This window comes from Neopusillimonas maritima (assembly GCF_003576595.1).
In the GTDB taxonomy this organism is placed as follows: domain Bacteria; phylum Pseudomonadota; class Gammaproteobacteria; order Burkholderiales; family Burkholderiaceae_B; genus Neopusillimonas; species Neopusillimonas maritima.
The window spans coordinates 328,190-354,550 of sequence record NZ_NQOU01000003.1 but is presented as its reverse complement, the minus strand read 5'-3'; the positions used below and the strand labels follow the sequence as shown (position 1 = coordinate 354,550).

Sequence of the window (26,361 nt, the reverse complement as noted above, 5' to 3'; positions counted from 1 at the left end):
TCGGTAAGAAAAAATAAGCAAAAGTTCTTTTGTAACGGCAAACTGGAGGTTTGGTCAGGTTCTCCTATAATACCGGGTTGCTGTTTCTTTCGTTGCGGCCACAGTGCCAAAATAATAACTGTTTCGTGGGGTTGATTTCTCGTGCGTTTTGTCTGTTGGTCGGTGTTTCTGGCGGTAAGTGTTTTGTCTGCGGCAAAGGCCAGTGGGCAGCAGTTTGCCGAACCGGTCCCGTCGATGCGCATCTCGGAAATACCGGCAGCCGATCAGGGGTTGCGCGAGTCCAGCCGGTTGAATGTTCATGGCGGAGTACCGGAAAGCGAGCTATCGGCGTTTACGATTTCTGACAAATTAGAGAACGATACCGACGATAAAATTATTCTTACCGGCAATGCCGAGGTTCGGCGCAACGACGCGGTGGTCAAAGGTCAACGTATCGATTACCAACGTGGAACCGGGCAGGTTGACGTTTGGGGTGATGGTTACCTGATGCGCGACGGTAACGTTGTAAAAGGCCCGGAAATTCACTACAACCTCGATAGTGAAACAGGGGAAATCACAAATGCTGATTTCTGGTTGGGTGCCGGCGGTGGTTCGGGGACGTCGGCCTTAACGCAGGTTTTTAGTCGGTCGCAAATGCGCATGACCGATATGGAATACGCCGCATGCCCATGCCCCGATCCGGCTTGGTATATATCGGCTCCCCGCGTTGATTTTGACTTCGACGAGAACGAAGGCGTGGCTCGTAACGGGGTGCTGTTTTTCAAAGGCGTGCCGATTCTGGCATCACCTTATTTGTCGTTTCCTATCCGCAAAGAGCGCAAATCTGGTTTCCTGATCCCCAGTTATGGAGGGTCAAGTAATTCAGGCTACGAGTTCGCCTTACCGTATTATTTTAATTTGGCGCCCAATTACGATTTAACGTTAACACCGCGCTACATGTCCAAAAGGGGTTTGCAACTTGGGGCTGAGTACCGCTATTTAGGGCGGTCCTACAGCGGTATGCTGGCAGGCACTTATCTTCCCAACGACAAGCAAACGCAAGAAAAGCGTTGGATGTATACCTGGCGTCATGAGCATCGTTTCGGGCATGGGTTTTATGCTTCGGCCGACATTAACGCGGTGTCTGATGACAATTATTTTCGTGATTTTTCAACCATTGGCGTAAACCAGGCTTCCATCGACTATCTGCCGCGCGTTTTAACAGTGGGCTGGGCCGGGAGCCCTTATTGGCAGGCCTCAGTCCAACATTACACTTATCAAACAATTCAGGATACGACAGCCGGCGCGTCGTATCGTTATCCGCAATTCAACAAAGAGCCGGAGCTCTTTGTTCGCGGCGCCCGTTACGATTGGAATGGTTTTGATCTGGTGTCGTTGAACTATGCAACCAAGTTTGTGATGCCCCGGTATAAAGGTGGGGGTTATCCGGGCTTGGTGGATGGCCAACGTTTAAGGCCCGACGGTACGCGCATGACGTCGTACAACGCCATTTCCTTTCCCGTCGTCAAGCCGGGTTGGTACGTTACACCTAAAGCCGCGCTCCACATGAGCCAGTACAACACCAACTGGTATCCTGGTCAATTCCCGCAGTTTTCGGGCCGGCCGGGGTCGGAGTCGCGCGTGGTGCCTTTGTTTTCGATTGATTCGGGCCTCATGTTCGAACGAGACACCCATTTCTTTGGTAACCCTTCTGTTCAAACATTAGAGCCGCGCCTCTATTATTTAAGAGTCCCCTATCGCGACCAAGACAATCTGCCTGTTTATGATACGGGTATTGCAACGTTCAATTTTGCCCAAGCCTTCGATGAAAACTATTTCAGCGGCGGCTGGGACAGAATTGCCGACGCCAACCAGTTAACCGTGGGTCTTACCACGCGGTGGCTGGATGCCGATACGGGTTTCGAAAGGCTGTCGTTATCGGCCGCCCAGAGAATCTACTTCGATGACCGGCGTGTTACGTTACCTGGCGGTGCTCCCCGTACGGATAAAAAATCGGATTACCTGGTGGGAGTGAATGCGGCCCTCACTGATAAGCTCAATGTGCGTTTTGATGCGCAATTCAACCCCGAATCGAACGACCGCAATAGAATGACGGCGGGTTTGCGCTGGAATCCCAAACGGTTGGCCACGTTGTCCGCCTCCTATCGATACGAGCGTGATCCAAGACAGGTATCCAACCCAGATTATGTTTATGGTCCCAACGACCCTAATTTAACCAAAGAGCAAGTTAGTGTCTCGGGCCAGTGGCCGCTCACCTCTAAAATTTCACTCATGGGCCGAATCGATTACGCTATTGATGAAAAGCGCACCACCCAATCCATTATGGGGCTGGAGTATCAGGGTGACTGTTGCTGGGCAGCTCGCGTTGTATTCCAGCGTTATGCCGTATCGCTCGGAGACAAGAATACGGCTTTGTTCCTGCAGTTGGAGTTGAATGGTCTTGGTTCGCTGGGTACCGATCCACTTGGGTTCCTGGGGCGTAATATACGTGGGTATCAGTCGGCTACGCCGCCCATCCCCGACACAACCACTTTCGAGAGGTATGAATAATGTTTGTTTTGTCCGTAAAACGCCGGCTTGCGGTATTTGCAATGCCAGTTCTGGGTCTGCTGGCTGTAATGGGTGTTGTTCATGCACAGCCAAATGGCTCCGCGTCGGCAGCCGGACAAGCGGCGCAATCGCCCACGCGTTTTGTCGACGGGATTGCTGCTGTTGTCAATAAACAAGTCATTACTTTGTACCAACTTGAGCAGGAGCTGAAGGCGGCTAAAGCACAACTTGCCATGCAAAACATCCAGGCACCCGATGACGATACGCTTCGGCGCCAGGTTTTGCAGCGCATGATTACCGAAGAGTTAATTCGGCAAGAGGCCAGGCGTTTGAATGTTGGCGTGAATGATGCCCAGCTTGATCAGGCAGTTGCCAACATCGCTCAGCGCAACAATATGTCCGAGGCACAATTGCGGGCGGAGATCGAAAAATCGGGTGTTACCTGGGAATACTACCGCCAGTCGTTGCGTCAGGAAATTCTTACCGATTTGGTGCGTCAACGTGAAGTTGATAGCCGAATTATGATTTCCGACGGCGAAGTGGATGCGTTTTTGCGCAGTCAAAGTGTGACGGGTGGATTTGTGGGGGGCGGGCAGCCAACCGCTGGTGCACCGGCGGGTCAAGCGCCGGCTCAAGCTTCGCCCATGCAACCTTTGGGCCTGGCGCAGATTCTTATTCAGGTTCCCGAGTCGGCGTCGCCTTCACAAGTTGAAGAGTATCGGCGCGAAGCTCAAGATGCGTTGGCTCGGATTCAAGCCGGTGCGGATTTTGCCGCCGTTGCCGCCGCAGTGTCTGACGGCCCGGACGCGCTGGAAGGCGGCGATATGGGGGTTCGGCCCGCGCAGGGCTGGCCCGACTTGTTTTTGCAGGCGGTTCAGGGTTTATCTACGAATGAGGTTAGTGACATTATTCGCAGTGGTAACGGATTTCATATTCTGAAAGTAACAACCCGGGGTCCAGGGCCTCAGCAATCGGCTCAGCAACAAGTACCGCCACCGCCCGAAGTTGATTCGCGCGCAAATGAAATGGCCGCTGTATTTCAATCAGAAGGCCCGATGATGGTGACGCAAACGCGTGCACGCCATATTCTGATAAAAACCGATCAGGCAACCTCCGATGAGCGTGCCCGCACCCGTCTTGAGGATATTCGGCAACGGGTTTTGGCAGGCGAGGATTTCGGTGATCTGGCGCGTCGTTATTCAGAAGATGCGTCGGCCCCACTGGGTGGTGATCTGGGTTGGCTCTCGCCGGGTGAAACTGTGCCGCCATTTGAGCAGGCAATGGATAACTTACAGCCTGGTGAAATCAGTGAGCCTGTAAGAACGCCTTTTGGCTGGCATCTGATTACGGTCCAGGAGCGTCGAACTGAGGATATGAAAGAAGAGTTCAAGCGGATGCGCGCGCGCGAGGTGTTGTTTGAGCGTCAGGTGGGTCCTGCTTTTGATGATTGGCTCGGGCGGGTTCGTGCACAGGCGTATATCGATAATCGCCTTGATCCACGTGGGAACCAGCTAAATCGGAATTAAATGGGTATACACCAGGCTCGCAAGCGATTCGGCCAGAATTTTCTGGTTGACCTTTCGGTAATCGATCAAATTGTTCGTGTCATTGATCCCAATGCCCTTGACAGGGTGTTGGAAATCGGGCCTGGGCAGGCGGCATTAACGGCCCCGCTGTTAGCGCGTTTGAACCACTTGACCGTTATCGAGATCGATCGCGATCTGGCCCAGCGGCTCAGAAACCGGTTTCCGGACACTCAGTTAACGGTTCTTGAGGCCGATGTCTTAAATGTCGATTTTTCGCCGCTAGGGTCTTCTTTAAGGGTGGTCGGTAACCTTCCCTATAATATTTCGAGCCCTTTGCTTTTCAAGCTGATCGATTATGCCGATCAAATTAAAGATCAGCATTTTATGCTGCAAAAAGAGGTTGTCGATCGTATGGTTGCAGTGCCGGGAGACCCTCACTACAGTCGTTTGTCGGTGATGCTTCAGGCGCGCTACGCTATGACGCGTTTGTTTGATGTTCCGCCCACTGCGTTCGAGCCGCCGCCGAAGGTGGTTTCAGCAATTGTAAGAATGGTGCCGCTGCCGCACGATCGTTTGCGCCCTCAAGACGAAGGCATGTTTTCGGCATTGGTTGCACGGGCTTTTGGTCAGCGCAGAAAAATGCTGCGGCGCAGTTTGGGTGACTGGGCACCGCTGGTTGACTGGGGTTTTGTGGGTATCGCTGAAACAGCGCGGCCGGAAGCATTGTCGGTTGCGCAGTTTATTGCTTTGGCCGATTACCTATTGCCTCAGGTGAAGAACCAATAGCAAACGGCGATGGCAGCAGTGATGCCGGCGAAATCGGCAATAAGTGCGCATGGCACGGCGTGGCGTGCTCGCTGGACTCCCACAGCGCCAAAATAAACAGCAAGTACATAAAAGGTTGTTTCGGTGCTGCCTTGAACGGTGGCTGCCAACAGGCCTGCAAAACTATCTACGCCATGATGCTGCATTGTTTCCAGCATCATGGCCCGTGCGGCGCTTCCCGAGAACGGTTTGGTCAGCGCTGTTGGCAGGGCGTCTATAAAGCGCGTATCCATACCAAAACCGGCAACAATCCATCGTAATAGCTCAAGCAGCGCGTCAAGCGCACCGGACGCACGCAATGCACCAATTGCGCACAGCATGGCAACCAAATAAGGCAGCAGACTCTTTGCGATTTCAAACCCTTCTTTGGCACCTTCAACAAAGTGCTCGTAGACAGGAACCTTGCGTATGAAGCCAACGATCAGAAAAAGGATGATCAGGCCGAAAAGAATCAGGTTTCCGAGCAAGGAGGAAAGCGCACTCAGTGCCGTGGCCGATAAGCCCGCCAACAGTGCCATGAAACTGCCCAGGAGTACGGCGGCTGCGCCTAACCACAGCATCACAACCGGGTCGGTGAGTTTAATGCGCTGCACCAGCGCTACAGCCAACAAACCTGCCAGCGATGAGGCCGTTGTTGCCAGTAGAATGGGTAGAAATACCAGCGTGGGGTCGGGGGCACCCTGTTGAGCACGGTACATGAATATCGTGACCGGTAGCAGTGTCAGTGACGAGGTATTCAGGACCAAAAACAAAATTTGTGCGTTGCTGGCGGTATTCGGTGTGGGGTTAAGACTTTGCAATTCGCGCATGGCGCGCAAGCCGATTGGGGTGGCGGCATTGTCTAGCCCCAGCCCATTTGCTGCGAAGTTGAGTGTAATTAAACCCAAAGCGGGATGATTTCGGGGCACCTCCGGCATGAGTCTTTGAAAAAGCGGACTTAGCCATCTTGAGAGCGTGTTGATAAGCCCTGCGGATTCGGCGATGCGTAAAAACCCAAGCCATAATGTTAGGGTGCCGAACAGCAAAATCATGATGCTGACCGACAATTCGGCCATTTGGAACAGGCTTTGCACAATACGACCGAATACGTCGGGATCGGAAAGCACTAACCATTGATAGAGGCCCGCACAAGCCGCAATCAGAAAGAAGGCTAGCCAAAGAGCGTTCAGCATCGTTGGGTAAGCGGTTGTGCTGCTTTAGTCGGCGCGGCCTTTACGCTGAATCAGCTCGATTTTGTAGCCGTCTGGGTCTTCGACGAACGCAATAACCGTGGTGCTGTGCTTCATGGGGCCCGCATCCCGCACGACATTACCACCCTTATTGCGAATGGTCTCACAGGCCGCGTAAGCATCTTCTACTTCCAGGGCGATATGGCCGTAACCGTTTCCAAGGTCGTATTGGTCGGTATCCCAGTTGTATGTCAGTTCGATAACAGCGCCGTCCGCTTCGTCTTGATAGCCGACAAAAGCGAGGGTGAATTTTCCACCTGGGTAATCTTGTTTACGCAGCAGACGCATCCCTAAAACTTCCGTGTAAAAGGCCAGGGAACGGTCAAGGTTGCCAACGCGCAACATGGTGTGCAGTATTCGCATTCAGAAGTCTCCTTGAAGCAAAGGTAAGGATGCAGGATCTTGACCCCGCAGGATATCACGGGCGCGCTCGAAACCGGGGCACAAGCGACCTACCTCACGCCAAAAAGAAGCGCTGTGGTCCATATGACGCAGGTGGGCCAGTTCATGTGCGATCACGTAATCGATGACGTCGGGTTCAAAATGAATCAGACGCCAGTTCAACATGATATTCCGGTCGGAATTGCATGAGCCCCAACGGGTTGTTGCGTTTGAAAGGCGCCAGCGGTTAATGGAAAGGTCCGGGTGATGATGGGTGAAAAAACGAATGCGTAGGTCAAACCATTCTTTTGCCCGCGCTTGCAGCCACATGTGTGTACTGTCACGGACACGGCGGTGATCCGCGTTAGCGGGTAAACCAATGAGCAATGCATCATCAGGCTTTGGCGCTTGCGTGTTGCCGCGAAAGCGGGTTTGTGTTTCCAGACCCAGTCGTAAAACAATTAAATTTCCCAGATAGGGAATTCTTCCCCCGTCGTGCCATTGCGTGTCGGCTAAGGCCAGTTTCTTTCTGCGTTCCTGATGGTGGCGGATTTTAGCCAGAATCCAGGTGGCTTTATCGTCGATTGCCGCGTTGATCTGTTTCAAACTGACCCAACGGGGTGCAGTAACACGCAAGCCATCTTCGTTAACTTGCAGGCCGATGCTTTTTCTGCGTGACCGCAGTAACACGAAGCCAATTGTTTGCAGTGAGGTTGCTGTTTCTCGCCATTGCGCGCCATCGGGTAATGAAGGGGGCGGCGGCGTTGGGATCGGGCCGCTGTTGTGCGCGTTTTCGGTTCGCAATGCAGGGGAGGGGGCGGGAGGCTTCTCGGGCTTCCCAGAGGGTGATGCGTATTCGAACAGTGCTAATTGTTCATTTGGTGCCATAGCGTTCCGGGTTCAGAATGCGCATTTCCGATTCGATCCATTTTTGCACAAGCTGGTTAACCTCGGCCGCGTTATGGCCGGTGCTTTCGATAGGAGGGCCAATTGACACGGTAATGTGACCGGGTTTTTTGATAAATGCGTTGCGAGGCCAGCACTCACCTGAATTAAGCGCTATTGGCACGACCGGTGCGCCAGTGCGAACAGCCAGCATGGCGCCGCCGGTTTTGAAGCGGGCGGTTTTGCCGGGTGCGACACGGGTGCCCTCTGGGAAGAGCACCGGCCAGCGACCTTCATTAAGTCTTTTTTGCCCGATTTCCACGACTTGTTCAAAGGCGTCGCGCCCCTTGCTGCGGTTGATTGGAATCATGCCCAGCAAAGCCAGCCCCCAACCAAAAAATGGAACGCGATGAAGCTCTTTTTTGTACACAAAACAGGCTTGCCGCGGCAGGTAGGCAGGTAGGAATAAAGTTTCCCAAGCGGATTGATGTTTGGCAAGAATGACCGCCGGGCCGTTCGGCAGGTTCTCCCACCCTTTGATTTGCCATTTGATACCGAGAATGATGCGTGCCCCCCAAATAGCCACGCGGGGCCAGCCCATGGTAAGCCGATAACGTTGATGCAAGGGCAGAAACGACCAAGCCAGGCAGGCAAAAGCATAAGGGATAACGGTAATGGTAAGGAACGCCATGTAAAGCGCAGAGCGTATCCAGGCCATGTTCAGGCCTCCAGCCAAGCGTCGACAACGTCGGCTAGGGTATCGCGCACTTGCGTTCCGCTGGGCAGGTCACCGTTAGCCCATGTTTTTTTGCCGTTACCCGTCATGACCAGCCAAGGGGCGCACCCCGCCGCACTGGCGGCCTGCAGGTCGCGCCAGGAGTCACCCACTGCGGGCACCTGGTCTAATTTTGTATCGTAACGACGTGCTATATCGTGAAATAGGCCGGGGCGAGGTTTGCGGCATTCGCAACCGTCGTCGGGACCGTGAGGACAGATAAAAATGGCGTCGACATGGCCGCCAAGCTGGGCAAGCTCATGGCGCAATTTTGCATGAATGGCATTCAGCGTTTCAACGCTGAACAGGCCTCGCGCCAGACCCGACTGGTTACTTGCAATAACGACACGCCAACCGGCATGCGAAAGACGTGAAATGGCTTCGAGGCTGCCGGGAATGGGGACCCATTCGTCGGGACTTTTAATGTATGCCTCGCTGTCGAAGTTAATGACGCCGTCGCGATCGAGAATGGCAAGTTTCACTGCGCTAACCTGGAAATATCCGCTACTTGATTCATGAGTTGTTTGAGCCGGCCCAGCAGGGCCAGACGGTTGTCCCGCAGGGCGGGGTCGGGTGCCATGACCATGACGTCGTTGAAAAATTGGTCGACGGCATCCCGCACGCCCGACAAAGTCATTAGATTACCGCGAAAATCGCCGTCTTTGAACTGCTGATGCGCGCGTGGCTCAAGCTCGTCAATGAGTTTTTCCAGCGCTTGCTCTGCCGGCTCTTCAAGTAACTGCGGGTCAACGGTTTGCAGGTTCGCATTTGCCTTTTTAAGCAAATTGACAATGCGTTTATTTGCAGAGGCGAGGCTTTGCGCTTGGGGTAGTGCGGCAAAAGCAGTGCAGGCCTGGATGCGCGCGTGCACTTCATTCAATGGCGGTTCAAGCTCAAGCACTGCATCGATAACCGTTCGGTCAAACTCCGACATTAGAAGGTTGCGATAACGTTCATAAATAAAGTGGCCTACCTCGGCGACAACATTTTCGCTAACAGGAGTATCGCGAAAGGTGCTTCGCGCGAATTCAAGTAACCCTGTAATGGTGAGTTTATTGGGCTGGCCGGGTTTTAAATATTCGCCCGCGGCAAGCTGCTCGAAAGCACTGATGAGCCCAAGCGCTGCTCGGCGAAGGCCATACGGGTCGCGTTCCCCACTGGGTACAAGGCCGATCCCCCAGATACCGATCAGTGTTTCAGCGCGTTCAGCAATAAAAAGCGCAACGGCAGCTTCATTACTGGTATTTACAGAGCTTTCAAGACGAATCTGGTATTGGCTGGTAATGGCATTAACCACAGGCGCAGGTTCGTTGTCGGCTTGCGCGTAGTAGCCGCCCATAATGCCTTGCAGCTCAGGGAATTCGCCCACCATATTTGAGTTCAGGTCTGCTTTTGCGAGCAGGGCGGCGCGGTCGGCATCGTTCGTGTTGGCGCCGATTTTCTCGGCGACATGGCGCGCTATGGCACGAACGCGTTCAATACGCTCACGCTGAGAGCCCAGTTTGTTGTGATAAACGCGACTTGCCAACCCTTCAACGCGGCTTGCCAGCGAGGTTTTGCGATCGGTGTCGTAGAAGAATTGGGCGTCGGCCAGGCGGGGTCTGACCACGCGTTCGTTACCTTCCACGATGTTGGAAGGGTCTGCCACTTCCATATTGCTTACGATGAGGAATTGATGCGTAAGCTTGCCGGAAGCCGGATCAAACAAAGGAAAGTACTTTTGATTCAACCGCATGGTAAGGATAAGGCACTCTGCCGGAACATCCAGGAAAGCCGGGTCGAACTGGCCTGTGTAAACCGTGGGGTGCTCCACCAGTGCGGTTACTTCATCGAGTAACGCCCAGGTTTCCGGATCATTACCAATTGTGTGACCCAATGCGTTTGCGTGCGTTTCAAGCTGTTTTCTGATTGTGTCACGACGCACTTCGAAGGAGGGAATAATGCGTCCTTCCTCAGTGAGTTGGGTTTCGTATGTATCAGCCGATTGAATTCCGATTGATTGCTGCCCCATGAAACGGTGTCCGCTGGAGGTGCGGCCCGCCTCAAGCCCGAGCAGGGTTACCGGAACAATATCTGCGCCAAGCAGCGCCACCAGCTGGTGTGCCGGGCGTACAAACTTTACGCTGGTTTCGCCGTCGGCCAGTTGGTATCGCATGACTTTGGGAATGGGCAGGTTTGCAACTGCCTCTTCCAATGCCTTTTGCAGGCCTTGTGCTAGTGGCGCACCCTGGGCGGTGCCTTTGGCGTATAGGTAGTCTTGCTTGCCGTCAGACTCGGTATGCAGGTTCTCGGGTTGCAGATGGCTCCAACCTTTCGCATCAAGCTTTTTCTTTAAAGCCGCTGTTGCCTGACCGTTTTCGTCCAACCCGATTTTCACCGGCATGAGCTTTTCTGCAAATGGCTGGTCAGGGGCTTGTTTCAGAACGTGGCTAAGCGTTACCGCGAGGCGTCGTGGTGTGGCGAAATAGGTTGTTGTGCAGCCTTCGGCCAGCAAGTGCTGTTGTGCCAATCCGGTCGTGATTCCATCGGCGAAGGCTTTGCCAAGCTTGCTGAGTGCTTTCGGAGGAAGCTCTTCAGTAACCAGTTCAACCAACAGGGGGTGTTGCGTCTCTTGTGTGGCAGCGTGATTCATCAAACTGCCTCCGATTGTTTAGCTAACATGGGGAAACCCAGCTTTTCTCGTGATTCATAGTAGGCATGTGCAACGGCACGCGACAAATTACGAATGCGGGCAATATAGCCGGCACGTTCGGTTACGCTGATTGCGCCGCGCGCATCGAGCATGTTGAATGTATGAGCCGCTTTGAGCGTTTGTTCATAAGCGGGCAACGCCAGTGGAACCTGAATGAGCTTTTCAGCTTCCGCTTCATAGTCGTTGAAGTGGCGAAACAAGGCTTCGGTTGACGCATATTCGAAGTTGTAGGTGGATTGCTCAACCTCGTTTTGATGGAATACGTCGCGATACAGTACTTTTCGGCCTTGCGCATCTTGCGTCCAGACAAGGTCGTACACACTTTCAACACCTTGCAGATACATGGCCAGACGTTCCAGGCCATAGGTAATCTCGCCCGTTGTGGGCGTGCAATCGAGGCCGCCCACCTGCTGAAAATAAGTGAATTGCGTCACTTCCATACCATTGAGCCAGACTTCCCAGCCCAGGCCCCATGCCCCCAGCGTTGGGTTTTCCCAGTCGTCTTCAACGAAACGGATGTCGTGTTCTTCAGGTTGAATACCGAGTGCCCGCAAGGAGTTGATATATAGCTCGAGGATATCGGGCGGGGCCGGTTTCAGGACTACCTGATACTGATAATAATGTTGAAGTCGGTTTGGGTTTTCGCCGTAACGCCCGTCTTTAGGGCGCCGCGAGGGCTGAACATAGGCGGCACGCCAAGGTTCCGGCCCGATGGCACGTAGGAAGGTGGCAGTGTGAGACGTACCCGCCCCCACTTCCATATCGTAGGGTTGAAGCAGGACACAGCCTTGCTGGTCCCAGTAGTTTTGAAGTGTCAGGATAATTTGCTGAAACGTGAGCATGAGTAAGCGCTTTAACGCGAAATGGCCGCAAAGTGTGAGATTTTAACGTGCTTCGTTAAAAAGCTTTATTTGCCGGTTAAGGGTCGATTTCTATTCGAACGCCGAATCGACGTATGATAACGGGTTACCAGTTATTTTTTACTTTACCTTTCAAGGTGTCAGGAGCTTTTTACATGTCGGATCTCGTGAAGATTGAGGTGGTTGACCGCGTTATGGTGATATCCATCAACCGTCCCGAAGCCCGCAATGCAATCAATTTTGAAACTGCTGTTGAAATGGCGAAAGCATTCGACGCGCTGGATGCCAACGACGATGTTGTTATTGGCGTGTTAACCGGTGCCGGCGGCACGTTTTCATCGGGGATGGATCTGAAGGCATTTGCCAAGACGGGGCAGCGCCCTTTAGTGCCAGGGCGAGGCCTGGGTGGTTTGTGTGAAAAGAGCCCTGAAAAACCGCTGATTGCCGCAGTGGAAGGTTATGCATTGGCAGGGGGGTGCGAGCTTGCCTTGGCGTGCGACCTGATTGTGGCCGCCAATGACGCGAAGTTTGGCTTACCCGAGACAAAGCGTGGGTTGGTGCCCAGTTCAGGCGGCATGCTGCGTTTGCCCCAGCGCATTCCGCACCATATTGCCATGGAAGTCATCTTGACCGGCGAAATGGTGTCGGCCGAACGCGCGTATCACTTCGGCATGGTGAATCGCTTGGCCGAATCGGGCAAGGCGGTTGAGGCGGCGCAGGAATTGGGGGCCATGATTGCCGAAAATGGTCCGTTGGCCGTACGTACCGCAAAGAAAATTATTCTGGAGTCGAAAGATTGGCGCCAGGCCGATATGTTTGACTTGCAACGGCCTCGCGTGGCCCATATTTTCGCCTCGGCCGACGCTAAAGAAGGCGCCACGGCTTTTGCTGAAAAGCGCAAGCCGGTGTGGCAAGGCAAATAATAGTCATTCCATTTCTTATCCGGACTTTTCATTATGACGACCATTATCAAAGAAGCCGATTTGATCCAGTCGATTGCCGACGCGGTTCAGTTCATCAGTTTTTATCATCCTGCCGATTACATTCAGCATCTTGCCCGTGCATATGAGCGCGAGCAGAATCCTGCGGCAAAAGATGCCATCGCCCAGATTCTGACCAACTCCCGCATGTGCGCGGAAGGGCATCGCCCCATTTGCCAGGATACGGGGATTGTGAACGTGTTCCTGAAAATTGGCATGAACGTACGTATTGATGCCAAACGCAGTTTGCAGGATGTGTGCGACGAAGGAGTGCGCCAGGGCTATCTGAATCCCGACAATCCGTTGCGGGCGTCGGTTTTGAACGATCCTTTGTTTACCCGCAAAAATACGCGCGACAACACGCCCTGTATTGTGAATGTCGAGCTGGTTGAAGGCGACAAAGTCGATGTTCAGGTGGCTGCCAAAGGGGGCGGTTCCGAGAACAAATCGAAGTTTGTCATGCTGAACCCAAGCGACTCTTTGGTGGATTGGGTGCTGAAAACCGTGCCGCAAATGGGCGCGGGTTGGTGTCCGCCGGGTATGTTGGGTATCGGCGTTGGGGGAACAGCAGAGAAAGCCATGCTCATGGCCAAGCAGTCGCTCATGGACGATATCGACATGTATGACTTGTTGGCGCGTGGCCCACAGAACAAGGTGGAAGAGTTACGTATCGAGCTTTATGAGAAAGTGAATGCGCTGGGTATCGGCGCGCAGGGCTTGGGCGGGCTAACCACCGTACTCGACGTTAAAATCAATACTTTCCCCACCCATGCGGCCTCCAAACCCGTTGCGATGATTCCCAACTGTGCTGCGACCCGGCACGTGCACTTCGAGCTCGACGGCTCCGGCCCTGCCGAACTGGCCCCGCCAGACCTGTCGTTGTGGCCCGATGTTAACTGGGCGCCCGACTACAACAAGTCAACTCAAGTGAATCTCGACACACTCACCAAGGAAGAGGTCGCTTCCTGGAAGCCTGGGCAAACCTTGTTGTTGTCCGGCAAGATGCTTACCGGCCGCGATGCTGCCCATAAGCGTATTCAGGAAATGCTGGAAAAAGGTGAGCCGTTACCGGTCGATTTCAAGAACCGGGTTATTTATTATGTCGGCCCCGTGGATCCGGTACGTGAAGAGGTGGTGGGCCCGGCCGGCCCCACCACGGCAACGCGCATGGACAAATTCACCGATATGATGCTTGAGAAAACCGGTTTGATTGCCATGATTGGCAAAGCCGAGCGTGGCCCAGTGGCTATTGAGGCTATCAGCAAGCATAAGTCGGCTTATTTAATGGCGGTGGGCGGTTCCGCGTATCTGGTTTCCAAAGCGATACGTGGCGCACGGGTTGCCGGCTTTGAAGACTTGGGCATGGAAGCTATTTATGAGTTCGAGGTGAAGGATATGCCGGTTACTGTGGCGGTGGATGCAAACGGTACCTCGGTGCATCAAACCGGCCCTAAAGAGTGGCAGGCGCGCATTGCCGAAATAGCCATTTTGCCTGCCTGATACAAGGCAGTTGAAAGCGCTTTACGACAGTCGTTCGATTTCCTGGTGGCGGCATGCTTTAAGCAGCGCCGCCAGGCTACCTTGATCCAAGGCGAGCTCAGGCTCCAGGTCGTGCAGGGGCTGCAGTACGAATGCCCGTAAATGCATGCGGGGGTGGGGCACAGTGAGTATGTCTGTGTTCAATTTGACTCCCTCGTACAGCAGCAGGTCGAGGTCGAGTGTTCGTGGGGCATTCCGATAAGGCCGTTGACGGCCGTAAGCTTGTTCCATTTCCTGTAATAGCCCAAGCAAAGCAACCGGTTCAAGGCTCGTGCGCAGGCTCGCGACCGCATTAACGTAGTCAGGTCCTTGGGAGTCAACTGGCTTGCTTTTGTATAGCGGAGAAAGCTGGAAGGCGCTAATAAGAGGGTGCTCCGCCAGTTGCAGCGCCGCTTGCTTTAAAGTTTCCAACGATGGCCCCAGGTTTGCCCCAAGGCCTATAAAAGCACGTTTCATGAAGGGTCAGTGTTGTTCCGGCGGTGCTTTTCGACGCGGACGCCGGCGGCGTCTGGTAGATGATTTGCCTGTTCCTGGTCGGTCGCTGCGTTTTTCGCGTTGGCGCTCTTCAATCATGGTGCTGCGCTTGTCGCTGTCGGCGTTGGCCAGGTCCATCCACCATTGCGCATCAACGCTGTCGACTTCATGGGCTTCGGCACGTAATTGCAGGAAGTCGACGGCTGCGCGCAGCCGGGGGTGTTCCAGCAGGCGCCAGATTGTGCGGGGAGTTGCCCGTTCAAAACGGGGCTGTATGAACCAGATTTCACGCATGTCGGCTTGAAAACGACGTTGAATAGCCAGGTTGGAAGCCTGATTGTTAATGACTGTGTCGGCGGCCTCAACCAGGGCCTGTACACGAGGCAGCCCTTCTTTCTGGTTGATGTCCCATTGATTATTTACCAGTTTCCATAACAGAGCGGCAAACAGAAAGCCGGGGCTGATGGTTTTTCCGGTTCGCACTCGCGCGTCGGTGCGATCGAGCGCCAGTTCCAGAAAGCGGAAATGATCGGGGTTATTGAAAAGAGTATCAATGAAAGGCAGCAGGTGTTGATGCAACCCAAGCGTTTCCAATTGCTTTAGGCAGTCGATCGCGTGGCCGCACGTTAAAAGTTTGATGACTTCATCGAACAGCCGCGAACTGGGCACATTGGAAATGAGGTGAGCCATGGGTTTGATCGGGGCTAATGTTGCCGGGTCGATCGTTGCATTCAATTTGGCAGCGAAGCGCACAGCGCGAAGCATGCGCACCGGATCTTCACGGTAGCGCGTTTCAGGGTTGCCAATGATGCGTACCGTTCTTTTTTTCAGGTCGGCGACACCGCGGTGGTAGTCTATGACTTCTTCGCGAACCGGGTCGTAGTAGAGCGCGTTAAGGGTAAAGTCGCGGCGCACGGCGTCTTCTTCATTGGTGCCGAATTGATTGTCGCGCAAGATACGCCCATGTTCATCGGTTTCATGGCCATTTGAAGCGGGAGCGCGGAACGTGGAGGTTTCAATGATCTCCTGGCCGAAAACAACGTGAACGAGTTGAAAGCGTCGCCCAATAATGCGGGCTCTGCGAAAGAGGGGCCGGATTTGAGCCGGCGTGGCATTGGTTGCTATGTCGAAATCCTTTGGTTCCAGCCCGACGATAAGATCGCGAACGGCGCCGCCAACGATATAGGCTTCAAATCCTGCCTGCTGCAGAACTTCACATACTTTGACGGCATGTCGGGACACGTGACGCCGGTCGATACCGTGTTTTTCACGGGTAAAGCGTTCGGGCCCGCGCCCGCCGCCGCTTAACAGGCGTCCAACGAATGTTTTTATTGTTTCAGTGAGCATGGGCGTTATTTTAGGACTTTGCGTCCTGCATGTCCTTGAAAATATCCAGAATGCGCCATCCCCGGGTCTGGGCTATTTCTTTTAGCGCAGGGCTGGGGTTGGTTGCGATGGGGTGTGTGACAACTTCCAACAGGGGTAAGTCGTTGGGGGAGTCGCTGTAGAAATAGGAGGTTTCGAAGCCGGACAGGTCGAGCCCCTGCTGCTGCAGCCAGTTGTTGACGCGAACCACTTTGCCTTCTTTGAAACTGGGGACGCCCGCAATGCGGCCAGTGTAACGGCCTTGAGCATATTCGGGTACGGTGGCGATCAGGTGCGGGATGCCGAATGCACGGGCAATCGGCTCAGTGACAAACTGATTTGTTGCCGTTACGATGGCGCATAAGTCGCCTTGTTGCAGGTGCTGGTTCACCAGCTCGAGCGCAACCGGGCGAATATGGGGGCGAATGACTTCATGCATGAATTGTTCATGCCAGTGGGCGAGATCATGGGTGTTTGCCCGTGCCAGCAGGCCCAGCATGAACTCGGCCGCCTGTTCGGCGGTGAGATCGCCCGCGTTGTATCGCTCCATGAGATCTTCGTTGCGGCGGCGGGCTTCCTCAGGGTTGCCCGCGCGCCCCGTGCGCGCCAGATAGTCGGCCCACTGGTAGTCGCTGTCCAGTGGTAAGAGCGTATGGTCTAAATCAAAAAGGGCAAGTCGTTTGGGTTCAGTCATGTTGCTGTCGTGCGAGCAAAGGTTCGCGTTGCGCCAAAAATTCGCGTAAAAGCGGCAGCGTAATGCCGCGCTGTTTTTCCAGCGAATAATGGTCCAGGTTGTTAATCAGTGTAATAAGCCGGCTCATGTCACGAGTGTAATGTGTTAGCAGCCAATTCACGACTTCGGGTGCCAGTTGCAAACCGCGTTCGCGTGCCTGGTTATTCAGTGCTTGTGCCCGGTCTTGGTCAGATAAATGCTCCAGCCGAAAGACCAGATCCCAACCCAGACGGGTGCGCAGATCTTCCCGGATCGGCATGGCCTGGGGTGAAAATGATCCTGAAACAATGAGTGCAAAAGCGTTGGGGCTGGCAGCCGATGCACGCCATAGATTGTACAGGGCGAATAGTTGCCCTTGTGTCTCGTCGTCCAGATGATTCACATCGTCGACCGCCACGAGTTTCGGAAAGGTAATTTCGTCATTCAAAATACGCTCGAGAAGCGATTGAGCGTTGCTCGGATGTACATAAATGGCATCGGTGATTGCCCCGCACCGGGCTTGTAATAGATGGCTTCGGCCGGCGCCGTCGGGACCCCAAAGGTAAACCGCCCGGCCGTTGCCGCAGTGCTTGATTGCGTCTACGGCGGCTGCATTTCGCCCCACAATGAAATTGTCGAGAGTAGGCGGTGGCGCCGGAATCAGTTCAAGAATCAGTTGTTGCGTCATTGAGCGTAAAAATGGCGGCGGTAAAAAGCGTAAAATGCGCATGACGGGTCAATACCCAAGACGCAATTCTTACATATCCCACGGTTTTTCTCATGACAAACAAAGTTTCCCATTCCCTGACATATCGTGATGCAGGCGTCGATATCGATGCAGGCGACGCACTGGTTGATCGGATTAAGCCTTTGGCGGCTAGTACGATGCGCCCTGGTGTCATGGCAGGTATTGGAGGGTTTGGCGCGTTATTCGAGGTGCCTAAGCACCTGAAAGAACCCGTGCTGGTTTCGGGTACCGATGGCGTGGGTACCAAGCTGCGACTTGCTTTTGAGTGGAATCGACACGATACGGTCGGCATCGACCTGGTGGCCATGAGCGTGAATGATATTTTGGTTCAGGGGGCCGAGCCGCTTTATTTTCTGGACTATTTTGCCTGCGGCAAATTATCGGTTGATACCGCTGCGGCGGTGGTTGGGGGTATTGCACGTGGTTGTGAACTGGCCGGCTGTGCCCTGATAGGGGGGGAAACCGCCGAAATGCCTGGTATGTATCCGGATGGCGAATACGATTTGGCGGGCTTTGCAGTTGGTGCAGTGGAAAAATCGGAAATTATCGATGGCAAGTCGATCCAGCCGGGTGATGTCGTTTTGGGGCTTGCATCCAGTGGCGCCCATTCCAATGGCTACTCTTTGCTGCGCAAGATTATTGAAACCACGGGTGCCAAACCAACCGATGATTTCCACGGCCGGCCTTTGGTCGATGTTGTGATGGCGCCTACGCGTATTTATGTGAAATCTGCGCTTGCAGCCATCAAACAGCATGCGTCCGCAGTAAAAGGGTTGGCACATATTACCGGCGGCGGCCTGTTGGATAATGTTCCGCGTATTTTGCAAGCGGGTTTGGCTGCGCGGTTGTATCGCGAGGCATGGGAAATGCCTGCGCTGTTCCGTTGGCTGCAGGAAGGCGGTCGGGTTGCCGACGAAGAAATGTATCGTGTTTTCAACTGTGGTATCGGCATGGTTGTCGTGGTTGCGGCCGATCAGGCTCATGCTGTTGCAGCGACGCTTAACGAGAACGGTGAACAGGTTTTCCGTTTGGGCGAAATCGTTGAACGCGCACCGGAAGAAGCGCAAACCGTTGTTGTTTAACGGGGTGGTGCGTTCCAGTATTGTGGGACGATATCCCGTATCTGGTCGGCAGTGTTAAGCGAAAGGCAGTCAACAATATGCCGATCGGGCTGGGCGCGCAACCACGTAAGTTGACGTTTGGCCAACTGCCGTGTGGCGGCGATCGCCTGTTCAATCGCCGTTGGCAGGTCAACCTCTCCTTTCAGGTAAGCCCAGATTTGTCGATAGCCCACGCATCGTATCGATGGCATCGACTCACTCAGGTCGCCCCGGTTGAACAGGGCTTCCACTTCCGCCACCAGGCCATTCTCGACCATAGCGTGATAGCGCGTTGCAATACGCTCATGCAACACTGCCCTGTCGGACGGCTCAAGGCTGATGGTGACGTAGTGCCAAGGTTTTTCCTGGTTCGGGCGTTGTTCTGCTAACAATTGCGACATGGGTTTGCCGGTAATGCGGTGAATCTCCAGGGCGCGTTGGATTCTTTGGCTGTCGTTGGGGGCCAAACGCTGCGCGGTAAGGGGGTCAACATGCTGTAATTGGGCATGCATGGCGGGCCAGCCTGATGCCGCTGCTTCGTTTTCCAGTTCGCGTCGTATGCCGGGGTTGGCAGACGGGAGGTTATTCAGGCCTTCGCGCAAGGCTTTGTAATACATCATCGTTCCGCCGCATAGCAAGGGAATGCGATTACGTGAATGAATGTCCTCAATTAGCCTCAACGTGTCGGTACAGAACTCTGCTGCGGAATACGTTTCCGATGGGTCGCGGATATCAAGCAGATGATGAGGTACGGTGCGTCGCTCCGCGGGGCTGGGTTTGGCCGTGCCGATGTCCATCTGTCGATAAATGGTGGCTGAGTCGACATTGATTATTTCAATGGGCCAATATTGGGCTAGCGCCAATGTTGCGGCACTCTTCCCGGAGGCGGTGGGGCCGGCCAGGCACACGATGAAACGGTGATGACTCATTGGCCGCGCATGAAAAGTTTGTCGATTTCCGGCAGGCTCCAGTACAACCATGTGGGACGCCCATGGTTGCATTGATCTGCACGTTCAGTTTGTTCCATTTTACGCAGCAATGCATTCATCTCGTCGAGGGTCAAACGCCGATTGGCTCTTACCGACCCATGGCAAGCCATGGTGGAAAGCAGCTGGTTTCTTTGCTCGAGCAATTGACGCGAGCTGCCGACTTGGGCCAAATCGCGTAAAACATTTTTTGCCAGCGCTTCAATGTCGCCTTTGGCCAGCAGGCCCGGCACCGATCGGACAACCAGGTTGTTTGGGCCCCCGGGGCGCAGCGTCAGGCCAAGTTCGGACAACTGCTCGTCAAACTCTTCGGCCAGGGCGATTTCTTTTTCACTGGCTTGAAAAACGACGGGAACAAGCAGTTCCTGCCGGGGCAGGTCACGCGCATCAAGGGCGTGTTTGAGCTGCTCGTATACCACGCGTTCGTGCGCCGCGTGCATGTCAACGATAATCAGGCCGGTTTGTGTTTGCGCCAATATATAAATGCCATGCAGTTGCGCGATCGCCATACCAAGTGGGTGGGTTTCGGACGTTTGTATTGCCGGTTCAGAAGAATAAGGTGTTTGGGCCGAGGGAGGCGTTGCGCCGGTACTGGGGAGTGGCTCATAAAGCCTTTGCCAGGAAGCGGGATTAGGTGGGCTGCCGTGGCGAGGGGGCAAGCCTAGACTATGCTGGGCCGGGGCATATCGTTGTGTCACGGCAGCTTGCTGCGTTCCGGCAATGTCGTGGGAATGGGGTGCCGGCGCCCCGTGCTGCGATGATTCGGGGAAAGTCGATGAATCCGTTGGGCGTGTTTGGGCCAGTACCTGGTCCAGGGTACGCGCAACAAATTGATGGACTGCGCCACTTTCCCGGAACCGTACTTCACTTTTTGCCGGGTGAACATTGACATCGACTGCACTGGGGGCAATATCCAGAAACAAGACAAAGCCGGGTTGACGGTCGCCATGCAATACATCTGAGTATGCCTGGCGCACCGCGTGCGAAACGGTTCTATCGCGCACGAAGCGATTATTCACGTAAAGATACTGCTTGTCGGCACGTGGCCGCGCAAAGGTGGGCTTGGTGATTAAACCGCGTAAGTTGATGACCCCATGCTGTTGGTCCACATGTAACCCTTGTGCAACTATTTCTGTTCCCAGAACATCCAGAATCCGTTGCGGTAAGTCTGATGAGCGCCAGTTTCTTTGAGGTTTGTCGTTGTGAAAGAGACGAAAGCTGACAGCCGGATGTGCCAGTGCAATCCGTTCCAGCGCCTCAACACAGTGGCCGTATTCCGTTGCTTCAGTACGTAAAAACTTACGTCGGGCTGGGACTGTCTCGAACAGCTGACGAACATCCACGCTGGTGCCTTGCCCGCCGGAAGCGGCGATAGGTTCCGACGCGTTTGCCTGGAGTTGCCAGGCATGGGGCGCGTCGGGCGTGCGTGATGTGATGGTAAGACGTGCCACTGAGGCAATTGATGCCAAGGCTTCGCCGCGAAAACCCATTGATGCGACTTCTTCGAGCTCTTCGAGACTGCGAATTTTGCTGGTGGCGTGACGCGTAAGCGCCAAAGGCAATTCATTTTGAGGAATGCCCGAGCCATTGTCACTGACCAGAATGCGACGGATGCCGCCACCTTCAAGGCGAATTTCAATGCCGGTAGCGCCGGCATCAATGGCATTCTCCAGAAGTTCCTTGAGGACCGACGACGGCCGCTCAATAACCTCGCCGGCGGCGATTTGGCTAATGAGCGGATCGGGAAGGGGGGTAATTGAACGGCGCTGCAGCATACTAGGGCAAATTATGCCCTACGTGCCAGCCCCGGGCTAGTGGAAAAATAATCATTAATGCCGGTTAGCATGGCTCGTGCCAGTTTTTCCTGATGCGAGGCGCTACGTAACAACCGTTCTTCATGAGGATTGCTGATAAAAGCAGTTTCCACCAGAATGGATGGAATATCGGGGGCTTTGAGGACTGCAAAGCCCGCCCGCTCTACATGTTTTTTGTGCAAACGGTTTATTTTTCCGATTTCCCCAAGTACACGGCCACCCACTTTAACGGAGTCATTGATTTGGGCCGCAGTCGACATATCGAGCAGCACTTTCATGACATGTTGGTTGTTGGTATTGACATTGATGCCGCCAATCAGGTCGGCCTCGTTCTGGCTTTTCGCCAACCAACGTGCTGCCGCACTTGATGCCCCTTTTTGCGACAGTACGAAGACGGATGAGCCCCGGGCGGAGGGTTTAATCCAGGCATCCGCATGAATGGACACAAACAGATCCGCTTTGATGCGTCGTGCTTTTTGAACCCGCACTTGCAATGGGACAAAATAATCACGGTCGCGGGTCAGGTAGGCCTGCATGCCGGGTTGTGCATCAATGAGTTTTTTCAAGCGTTTGGCGATCCCCAGCACGATATTTTTTTCATATGTGCCTGAAGGACCGACGGCGCCGGGATCTTCGCCACCGTGTCCCGGGTCCAATGCAACCAAAATCGGCCGGTTGGGTTTGCTGGGGATTGGGTCCCGGGGGCTGGGCTCAGGCCGGATTTCCGGCATGGGTTTCTTTTGGGCGATAGGCGGTAACTGTTGGCCCTCAACCGAAGGAATGGGCGCATCGCTGCCTTGTGCGAGGTTTTCCAGCACCTCGGCCAGCGGGTCATTATCGTCTTGGGATTTGGCCAGCGCCATTAAAGGGTCTTGCGCTACGCGCGGGTACAGATCAAGAACCAGGCGATATTTGTATTCACCTATTGGCTTGAGCGTAAAGACTTGTGGCGCAATGGGTTGTTTCAGGTCCATGACCAGCCGAACGACATTGGGGCGATTCTGGCCCACCCGCACACTCGCGATATAGGGGTCGTTTGGTTTGATTTTTGAAACCAGCTCGTTGATGGTCTGACTCATTGTCAGACCTTCGATATCGACAACCAGCCGGTGGGGACCTTCCAGCGTAAAGTGTTCTGCTTTAAGCTCGCTATCCATCTCCAGCGTAACGCGTGTGTACTCGTCGGCCGGCCAGGTACGTACGGCAAGAATCGTGGCGGCTTTTGCAACCCGCGGTATGACGGGCAATAAAAATAAGGTGGTGGCCGCCGCTACGAATCGCCGGCGGGCGAATCTTTCGGGCTTGATGCTGGGCCCGGGGGGGTGATTTTGCTCAGCCATGATTGTCCTTTATTGCTATAGGCGGTAATTCTCGCGTTGCGTCCGTGGTCGGCGTATTCCAGGCTTATCTCGACGTCAGGAGGGGGTAAAAGGCCACCGGCTTGTTCAGGCCATTCAATTAAAACGACGGCATTTTCCTGAAGAATGTCGCGAAACCCGGCGTCAATCCATTCTCTTGGGTCGCTAAATCTATAAAAATCAAGATGATAGAAGTATAAGTTAGAAACTTTATAAGATTCAAGTAAAGCATAGCTTGGACTTTTAATTCGTCCGGTAACGCCGCAAGCCCTTAAAAACGCCCGTACGAAGCAGGTTTTGCCTGCGCCAAGGTCTCCACGCAAGTAAATGTGACCACCCGTTATCGGGGTTTTTTGAGTGGGATCTGGTTTCGTCAAGAGGGGGGCAAATTGTCTTGCCAATGCTTCAGTTTCGTCTTCGTCGTTCAAAAAAATGCTAATTTCGTTTAAAACTCGTTTATCTTCCATCTTCTTTTGTCCTGAGAATGGGGTGCGGATAATGGCTGGATGTGAGCGAATCGGCTATGAGGCTTCAGTTTGTGAGTTTCTTGATCTGTCCGGGGCTTTATAGTTATTGCATTTCGGCTTGGTTGCTCGCGTGGCCTCAATCGACAAAACTATCGTTAATACTAAGAAAAAAAAACAACATATTATTCAAAAAACCTTGCGCGCAGACGTTTGGGCAACTTGTTACAATGCGTGGGCGCGACGCCCCTGTAGTTAAATGGATATAACGTTCCCCTCCTAAGGGAATATTACAGGTTCGATTCCTGTCGGGGGCGCCAGTCTGTCAAATCAAGTGCTGATTCTCAACACTGCTGATTCTCAACACCGTTATCAATTGAGGCGAACATGTCCAAGGCAATCCGAATTTTCGACAATGGCGGGCCCGAAGTGATGCAGTTTGTCGATGTGGATGTTCCTGCTCCCGCTGCGGGTGAGATCACGCTTCGTCATGAAAGTATCGGGTTGAATTTTATCGACGTTTATTACCGAACCGGCCTGTACAAGCAATCCTTGCCGGCAGGCCTGGGTATGGAGGCGGCCGGTGTTGTTCAGGCTGTGGGCGAAGGCGTAACACATGTTGCGGTGGGTGATCGTGTTGCCTACGCTTGCCTGCCCCCCGGAGCCTATGCGGAACGGCGCACAATGCCGGCTGAACAGGTTCTTAAACTACCCGCTTCGATTGAGTTCGATACGGCAGCCGCGATGATGCTTCAAGGCTTAACTGTGCAGTACCTGTTTCGCCAAACGTTTGTGCTCCAGGGCGGTGAAACGATATTGTTTCATGCCGCCGCCGGGGGGGTCGGGTTGATTGCCTGTCAGTGGGCTCGCGCTCTGGGCGTGACCATGATCGGGACGGTTGGGTCGGACGAAAAAGCCGAGCTGGCCCGCATGCATGGCTGCACTCACACGATTAATTACAAAACCGAAAATATTGTTGAAAGGGTCAAAGAGATCACCGACGGGAAGGGCGTTCCGGTTGTGTACGATTCGGTGGGCACGGACACGTTCTACGACTCTCTCAATTGTCTCGCGCCTTTGGGAATGATGGTCAGCTTTGGCAATGCATCAGGGCCGGTACCGCCGTTCAGCCTTAGCGAACTGGCTTCCCGAGGCTCATTGTTCGTTACACGGCCTACTTTGTTTTCATACGCCAGAACACGTGAGCGGCTGGAGCACATGGCCGCTGATTTATTCGATGTGCTGGAATCCGGAAAGGTCGCGCCAATGATTAGTGCACGCTATGCGCTGTCAGATGTTGCGTCGGCCCATGCAGACCTGGAAAGCCGCGCGACGACCGGCTCGATTCTCCTGAAACCCTGATTGGCGCAAAGAGAGATGATGGCGGATATGCATATGCGCGCTGCGCAGGAAAACCCTTTCAAGCATTGGCTTGGGCAAAACCGGATCACACTCGGTTTCTGGAATGCGCTCGCTAACCCGATGTTGGCGGAAATTGTGGCAGAGCATCCTGGGTTCGAGTGGATGTTGTTCGACACGGAGCACGCACCGAATGACATTCAGTCGCTCATTGCCCAACTGCAGGCCATACGTTTTTCGGGCAAACCTGCAGTAGGGCGTCCGGTTCAGAACCATCCTGCCGAGATCAAGCGTTTGCTGGATATCGGTTTCCGCAATTTGTTGATTCCTAACGTTCAAACGGTTGAAGAGGCGAAACAGGCCGTAGCGGCAACGCGTTATCCACCCGACGGCACCCGTGGCGTCTCGGCTTATCACCGTAATAACGGTTATGGGCGGGTGACAGATTATTTTCAGTTTATTAATCAGTCTATTGGGGTGGTTGTTCAAATTGAGTCCGCCCAAGCCGTTGAGCGGATGGAGCAGATAGGCGGCGTTGAAGGTGTGGACGCGCTGTTTGTCGGCCCTGGCGATCTGGCAGCCGATCTGGGGTACCTTGGGCAGATCAGGCATCCTGAAGTGCAGGCTGTTTTGCAAGAAATTGGCCGGCGAGCAAGGAATGCGGGTATTGCGTTAGGTATCACCTCGCATGGTATTGACGACGTGGAACGTTACGTTAATTGGGGTTATCGCTTCTTCACCATGAGTAGTGATGTGGTCTTGTTTCGACAGGCTGTGGCACAGCTTTCGGATCTTGCAACGGAATTTGGTGCCAGGGCAAAAGATTAGAAATGCTTGTGTTTGTAACTAATTCGTTGCAAAATCGGACCGACGCGTAGGTGGCGCCAGCCACATAGGGCCGCCGGGGTTGCGCTTCCATTCTAATTTTAAAGGGGAAGCATCATGTGTGTACGTTGTGACATTTCAGAAACTCCGCAGCGGTTTGAATCCGAACGCACGACCAATGTTGAAAAAAGTGTGTCCCGCAGGTCAGCGTTATTGGCGATGGCCGGATTGGCCGCCGCGCCTTTTGTGTCCCCTCATGCCCTGGCCGCTTCCGACCCACCTCGGCCCGAGAATCAATTAACACCCGATGCGGCGCTTGATCGCTTGATGCGAGGCAACGAGCGTTATGTGAGCGGCAAAACGACAACCAAAGACTTCGCTTCAACACGCGCTGCATTGGCGCAAGGCCAAAATCCTTATGCATGTTTGTTAAGTTGCGCCGACTCTCGCGTTGGCCCTGAATTTTGCTTCGATGAGTCTCGCGGAGATTTGTTTGTAACGCGCGTTGCCGGCAATTACGTCACGATGGATATTCTGGCAAGTCTGGAGTATGGGGTGGGAGTCTTGAAGGCGCCGCTGATCATGGTGCTGGGTCATACGCAATGCGGTGCCATAGGCGCTGCAATCGACGCGTACGATAATCACACTGATTACCCGGGGCATATTCAAAGCATTACAACTGAGTTGGCGCCGGCAGTGGCGGCGGCCAAGGCAAAGAAGCCCGATCCAGCAGCGTTAATGCGCGATGTGACGATCCAGAACATTCGCATGAATATGGCCAGGCTGGCTTCTTCCACGCCCATGTTAAGGCGCGCCGTAGAGGCGGGGCAATTGAAAGTGGTAGGCGGGTTGTATCAATTGAAAACCGGCCGGGTCGAGTTGATTACCTGATTTATTGGTTTTTAAAAGGGAGG

24 protein-coding genes and 1 tRNA gene are annotated in these 26,361 nt (G+C 54.0%); 10 read left to right on the top strand and 15 right to left on the bottom strand.

Features of this window, described 5'->3' with window-relative positions; all coding sequences use genetic code 11:
• Window positions 1-141 precede the first annotated feature (141 nt).
• The 3 genes from CJO09_RS10190 to rsmA are packed head-to-tail and all read left to right on the top strand — an operon-like array spanning window position 142 to window position 4,862.
• Complete coding sequence (locus CJO09_RS10190; protein WP_119442234.1) at window positions 142-2,550, top strand: LPS-assembly protein LptD; 2,409 nt, start codon at window positions 142-144, stop codon at window positions 2,548-2,550.
• A 41-nt stretch (window positions 2,551-2,591) separates the two neighbouring features.
• Window positions 2,592-4,076: a peptidylprolyl isomerase gene (locus CJO09_RS10185; RefSeq protein ID WP_245961290.1), complete on the top strand. Its 1,485-nt coding sequence runs from the start codon at window positions 2,592-2,594 to the stop codon at window positions 4,074-4,076.
• On the top strand, window positions 4,077-4,862 hold the full coding sequence (gene rsmA / locus CJO09_RS10180; protein ID WP_119442232.1) for a 16S rRNA (adenine(1518)-N(6)/adenine(1519)-N(6))-dimethyltransferase RsmA: 786 nt from the start codon (window positions 4,077-4,079) through the stop codon (window positions 4,860-4,862).
• Here the strand turns inward: rsmA and CJO09_RS10175 are convergent.
• From CJO09_RS10175 to glyQ, 7 genes are read right to left on the bottom strand one after another with little or no spacing between them, the layout of a single operon-like run.
• Entirely contained in the window at window positions 4,844-6,073 is a 1,230-nt protein-coding gene (locus CJO09_RS10175; protein WP_119442231.1) for a nucleoside recognition domain-containing protein, read from the bottom strand. The genes rsmA and CJO09_RS10175 overlap by 19 nt on opposite strands.
• Window positions 6,074-6,097: 24 nt before the next feature.
• Window positions 6,098-6,493, bottom strand: a complete 396-nt coding sequence (gene gloA / locus CJO09_RS10170; protein WP_119442230.1) for a lactoylglutathione lyase — start codon at window positions 6,491-6,493, stop codon at window positions 6,098-6,100.
• On the bottom strand, window positions 6,494-7,399 hold the full coding sequence (locus CJO09_RS10165) for a M48 family metallopeptidase (protein ID WP_119442229.1): 906 nt from the start codon (window positions 7,397-7,399) through the stop codon (window positions 6,494-6,496).
• Entirely contained in the window at window positions 7,386-8,114 is a 729-nt protein-coding gene (locus CJO09_RS10160) for a lysophospholipid acyltransferase family protein (protein WP_119442228.1), read from the bottom strand. Before CJO09_RS10160 ends, CJO09_RS10165 begins: the two co-directional genes overlap by 14 nt.
• 2 nt (window positions 8,115-8,116) lie before the next feature.
• Entirely contained in the window at window positions 8,117-8,653 is a 537-nt protein-coding gene (gene gmhB / locus CJO09_RS10155) for a D-glycero-beta-D-manno-heptose 1,7-bisphosphate 7-phosphatase (protein ID WP_119442227.1), read from the bottom strand.
• Window positions 8,650-10,803 (bottom strand): glycine--tRNA ligase subunit beta, encoded by a 2,154-nt coding sequence (gene glyS / locus CJO09_RS10150; protein ID WP_119442226.1) that lies wholly within the window; start codon window positions 10,801-10,803, stop codon window positions 8,650-8,652. Before glyS ends, gmhB begins: the two co-directional genes overlap by 4 nt.
• Window positions 10,803-11,705 (bottom strand): glycine--tRNA ligase subunit alpha, encoded by a 903-nt coding sequence (gene glyQ / locus CJO09_RS10145; protein WP_119442225.1) that lies wholly within the window; start codon window positions 11,703-11,705, stop codon window positions 10,803-10,805. The genes glyS and glyQ overlap by 1 nt, the downstream gene beginning before the upstream one ends.
• 173 nt (window positions 11,706-11,878) lie before the next feature.
• On the opposite strand from glyQ, the gene CJO09_RS10140 reads away from it, so the two are divergent.
• Both CJO09_RS10140 and CJO09_RS10135 read left to right on the top strand, forming a co-directional pair.
• A complete protein-coding gene (locus tag CJO09_RS10140) occupies window positions 11,879-12,646 on the top strand; it encodes a crotonase/enoyl-CoA hydratase family protein (protein WP_119442224.1) in 768 nt (255 codons plus the stop codon).
• Between the two features lie 33 nt (window positions 12,647-12,679).
• The gene (locus CJO09_RS10135) at window positions 12,680-14,203 is read left to right on the top strand and encodes a fumarate hydratase (protein ID WP_119442223.1); all 1,524 of its coding nucleotides are present in this window, start codon (window positions 12,680-12,682) and stop codon (window positions 14,201-14,203) included.
• Window positions 14,204-14,224: 21 nt separating this feature from the next.
• Here CJO09_RS10135 and folK read toward each other — a convergent pair whose 3' ends face one another.
• Genes folK through hda form a run of 4 tightly spaced genes read right to left on the bottom strand, consistent with a single transcriptional unit; the run spans window position 14,225 to window position 17,481 of the window.
• A complete protein-coding gene (gene folK / locus CJO09_RS10130) occupies window positions 14,225-14,698 on the bottom strand; it encodes a 2-amino-4-hydroxy-6-hydroxymethyldihydropteridine diphosphokinase (RefSeq protein ID WP_119442222.1) in 474 nt (157 codons plus the stop codon).
• A 6-nt stretch (window positions 14,699-14,704) separates the two neighbouring features.
• Window positions 14,705-16,063, bottom strand: a complete 1,359-nt coding sequence (gene pcnB, locus CJO09_RS10125; RefSeq protein ID WP_119442221.1) for a polynucleotide adenylyltransferase PcnB — start codon at window positions 16,061-16,063, stop codon at window positions 14,705-14,707.
• Between the two features lie 10 nt (window positions 16,064-16,073).
• Window positions 16,074-16,775 carry an HAD family hydrolase gene (locus CJO09_RS10120; RefSeq protein WP_119442220.1) on the bottom strand — a complete coding sequence of 234 codons (702 nt, stop codon included), beginning with the start codon at window positions 16,773-16,775 and terminating at the stop codon, window positions 16,074-16,076.
• Window positions 16,768-17,481: a DnaA regulatory inactivator Hda gene (hda, locus tag CJO09_RS10115; RefSeq protein WP_119442278.1), complete on the bottom strand. Its 714-nt coding sequence runs from the start codon at window positions 17,479-17,481 to the stop codon at window positions 16,768-16,770. Before hda ends, CJO09_RS10120 begins: the two co-directional genes overlap by 8 nt.
• Before the next feature lie 92 nt (window positions 17,482-17,573).
• Here hda and purM point away from each other — a divergent pair, with 92 nt between their 5' ends.
• Window positions 17,574-18,623 (top strand): phosphoribosylformylglycinamidine cyclo-ligase, encoded by a 1,050-nt coding sequence (gene purM, locus CJO09_RS10110; protein WP_119442219.1) that lies wholly within the window; start codon window positions 17,574-17,576, stop codon window positions 18,621-18,623.
• Here the strand turns inward: purM and miaA are convergent.
• Genes miaA through tsaE form a run of 4 tightly spaced genes read right to left on the bottom strand, consistent with a single transcriptional unit; the run spans window position 18,620 to window position 23,266 of the window.
• On the bottom strand, window positions 18,620-19,570 hold the full coding sequence (miaA, locus tag CJO09_RS10105; RefSeq protein ID WP_119442218.1) for a tRNA (adenosine(37)-N6)-dimethylallyltransferase MiaA: 951 nt from the start codon (window positions 19,568-19,570) through the stop codon (window positions 18,620-18,622). The two genes, purM and miaA, sit on opposite strands and share 4 nt — an antisense overlap.
• Window positions 19,567-21,402: a DNA mismatch repair endonuclease MutL gene (mutL, locus tag CJO09_RS10100; protein WP_119442217.1), complete on the bottom strand. Its 1,836-nt coding sequence runs from the start codon at window positions 21,400-21,402 to the stop codon at window positions 19,567-19,569. The genes miaA and mutL overlap by 4 nt, the downstream gene beginning before the upstream one ends.
• Before the next feature lie 11 nt (window positions 21,403-21,413).
• Entirely contained in the window at window positions 21,414-22,781 is a 1,368-nt protein-coding gene (locus tag CJO09_RS10095; RefSeq protein WP_119442216.1) for an N-acetylmuramoyl-L-alanine amidase, read from the bottom strand.
• Entirely contained in the window at window positions 22,712-23,266 is a 555-nt protein-coding gene (gene tsaE / locus CJO09_RS10090) for a tRNA (adenosine(37)-N6)-threonylcarbamoyltransferase complex ATPase subunit type 1 TsaE (protein ID WP_119442215.1), read from the bottom strand. Before tsaE ends, CJO09_RS10095 begins: the two co-directional genes overlap by 70 nt.
• Window positions 23,267-23,508: 242 nt before the next feature.
• Here tsaE and CJO09_RS10085 point away from each other — a divergent pair.
• The 4 genes from CJO09_RS10085 to CJO09_RS10070 all read left to right on the top strand — a co-directional run bounded on the left by CJO09_RS10085 (window position 23,509) and on the right by CJO09_RS10070 (window position 26,338).
• A tRNA-Arg gene (locus CJO09_RS10085) sits at window positions 23,509-23,583 on the top strand.
• Window positions 23,584-23,650: 67 nt separating this feature from the next.
• Window positions 23,651-24,625: a quinone oxidoreductase family protein gene (locus CJO09_RS10080; protein ID WP_119442214.1), complete on the top strand. Its 975-nt coding sequence runs from the start codon at window positions 23,651-23,653 to the stop codon at window positions 24,623-24,625.
• An 18-nt stretch (window positions 24,626-24,643) separates the two neighbouring features.
• Window positions 24,644-25,450, top strand: a complete 807-nt coding sequence (locus CJO09_RS10075; RefSeq protein ID WP_218961058.1) for an HpcH/HpaI aldolase family protein — start codon at window positions 24,644-24,646, stop codon at window positions 25,448-25,450.
• 114 nt (window positions 25,451-25,564) lie between these two features.
• Window positions 25,565-26,338, top strand: coding sequence for a carbonic anhydrase (locus CJO09_RS10070; protein ID WP_245961289.1), 774 nt, complete (start codon window positions 25,565-25,567; stop codon window positions 26,336-26,338).
• Window positions 26,339-26,361: the final 23 nt, after the last annotated feature.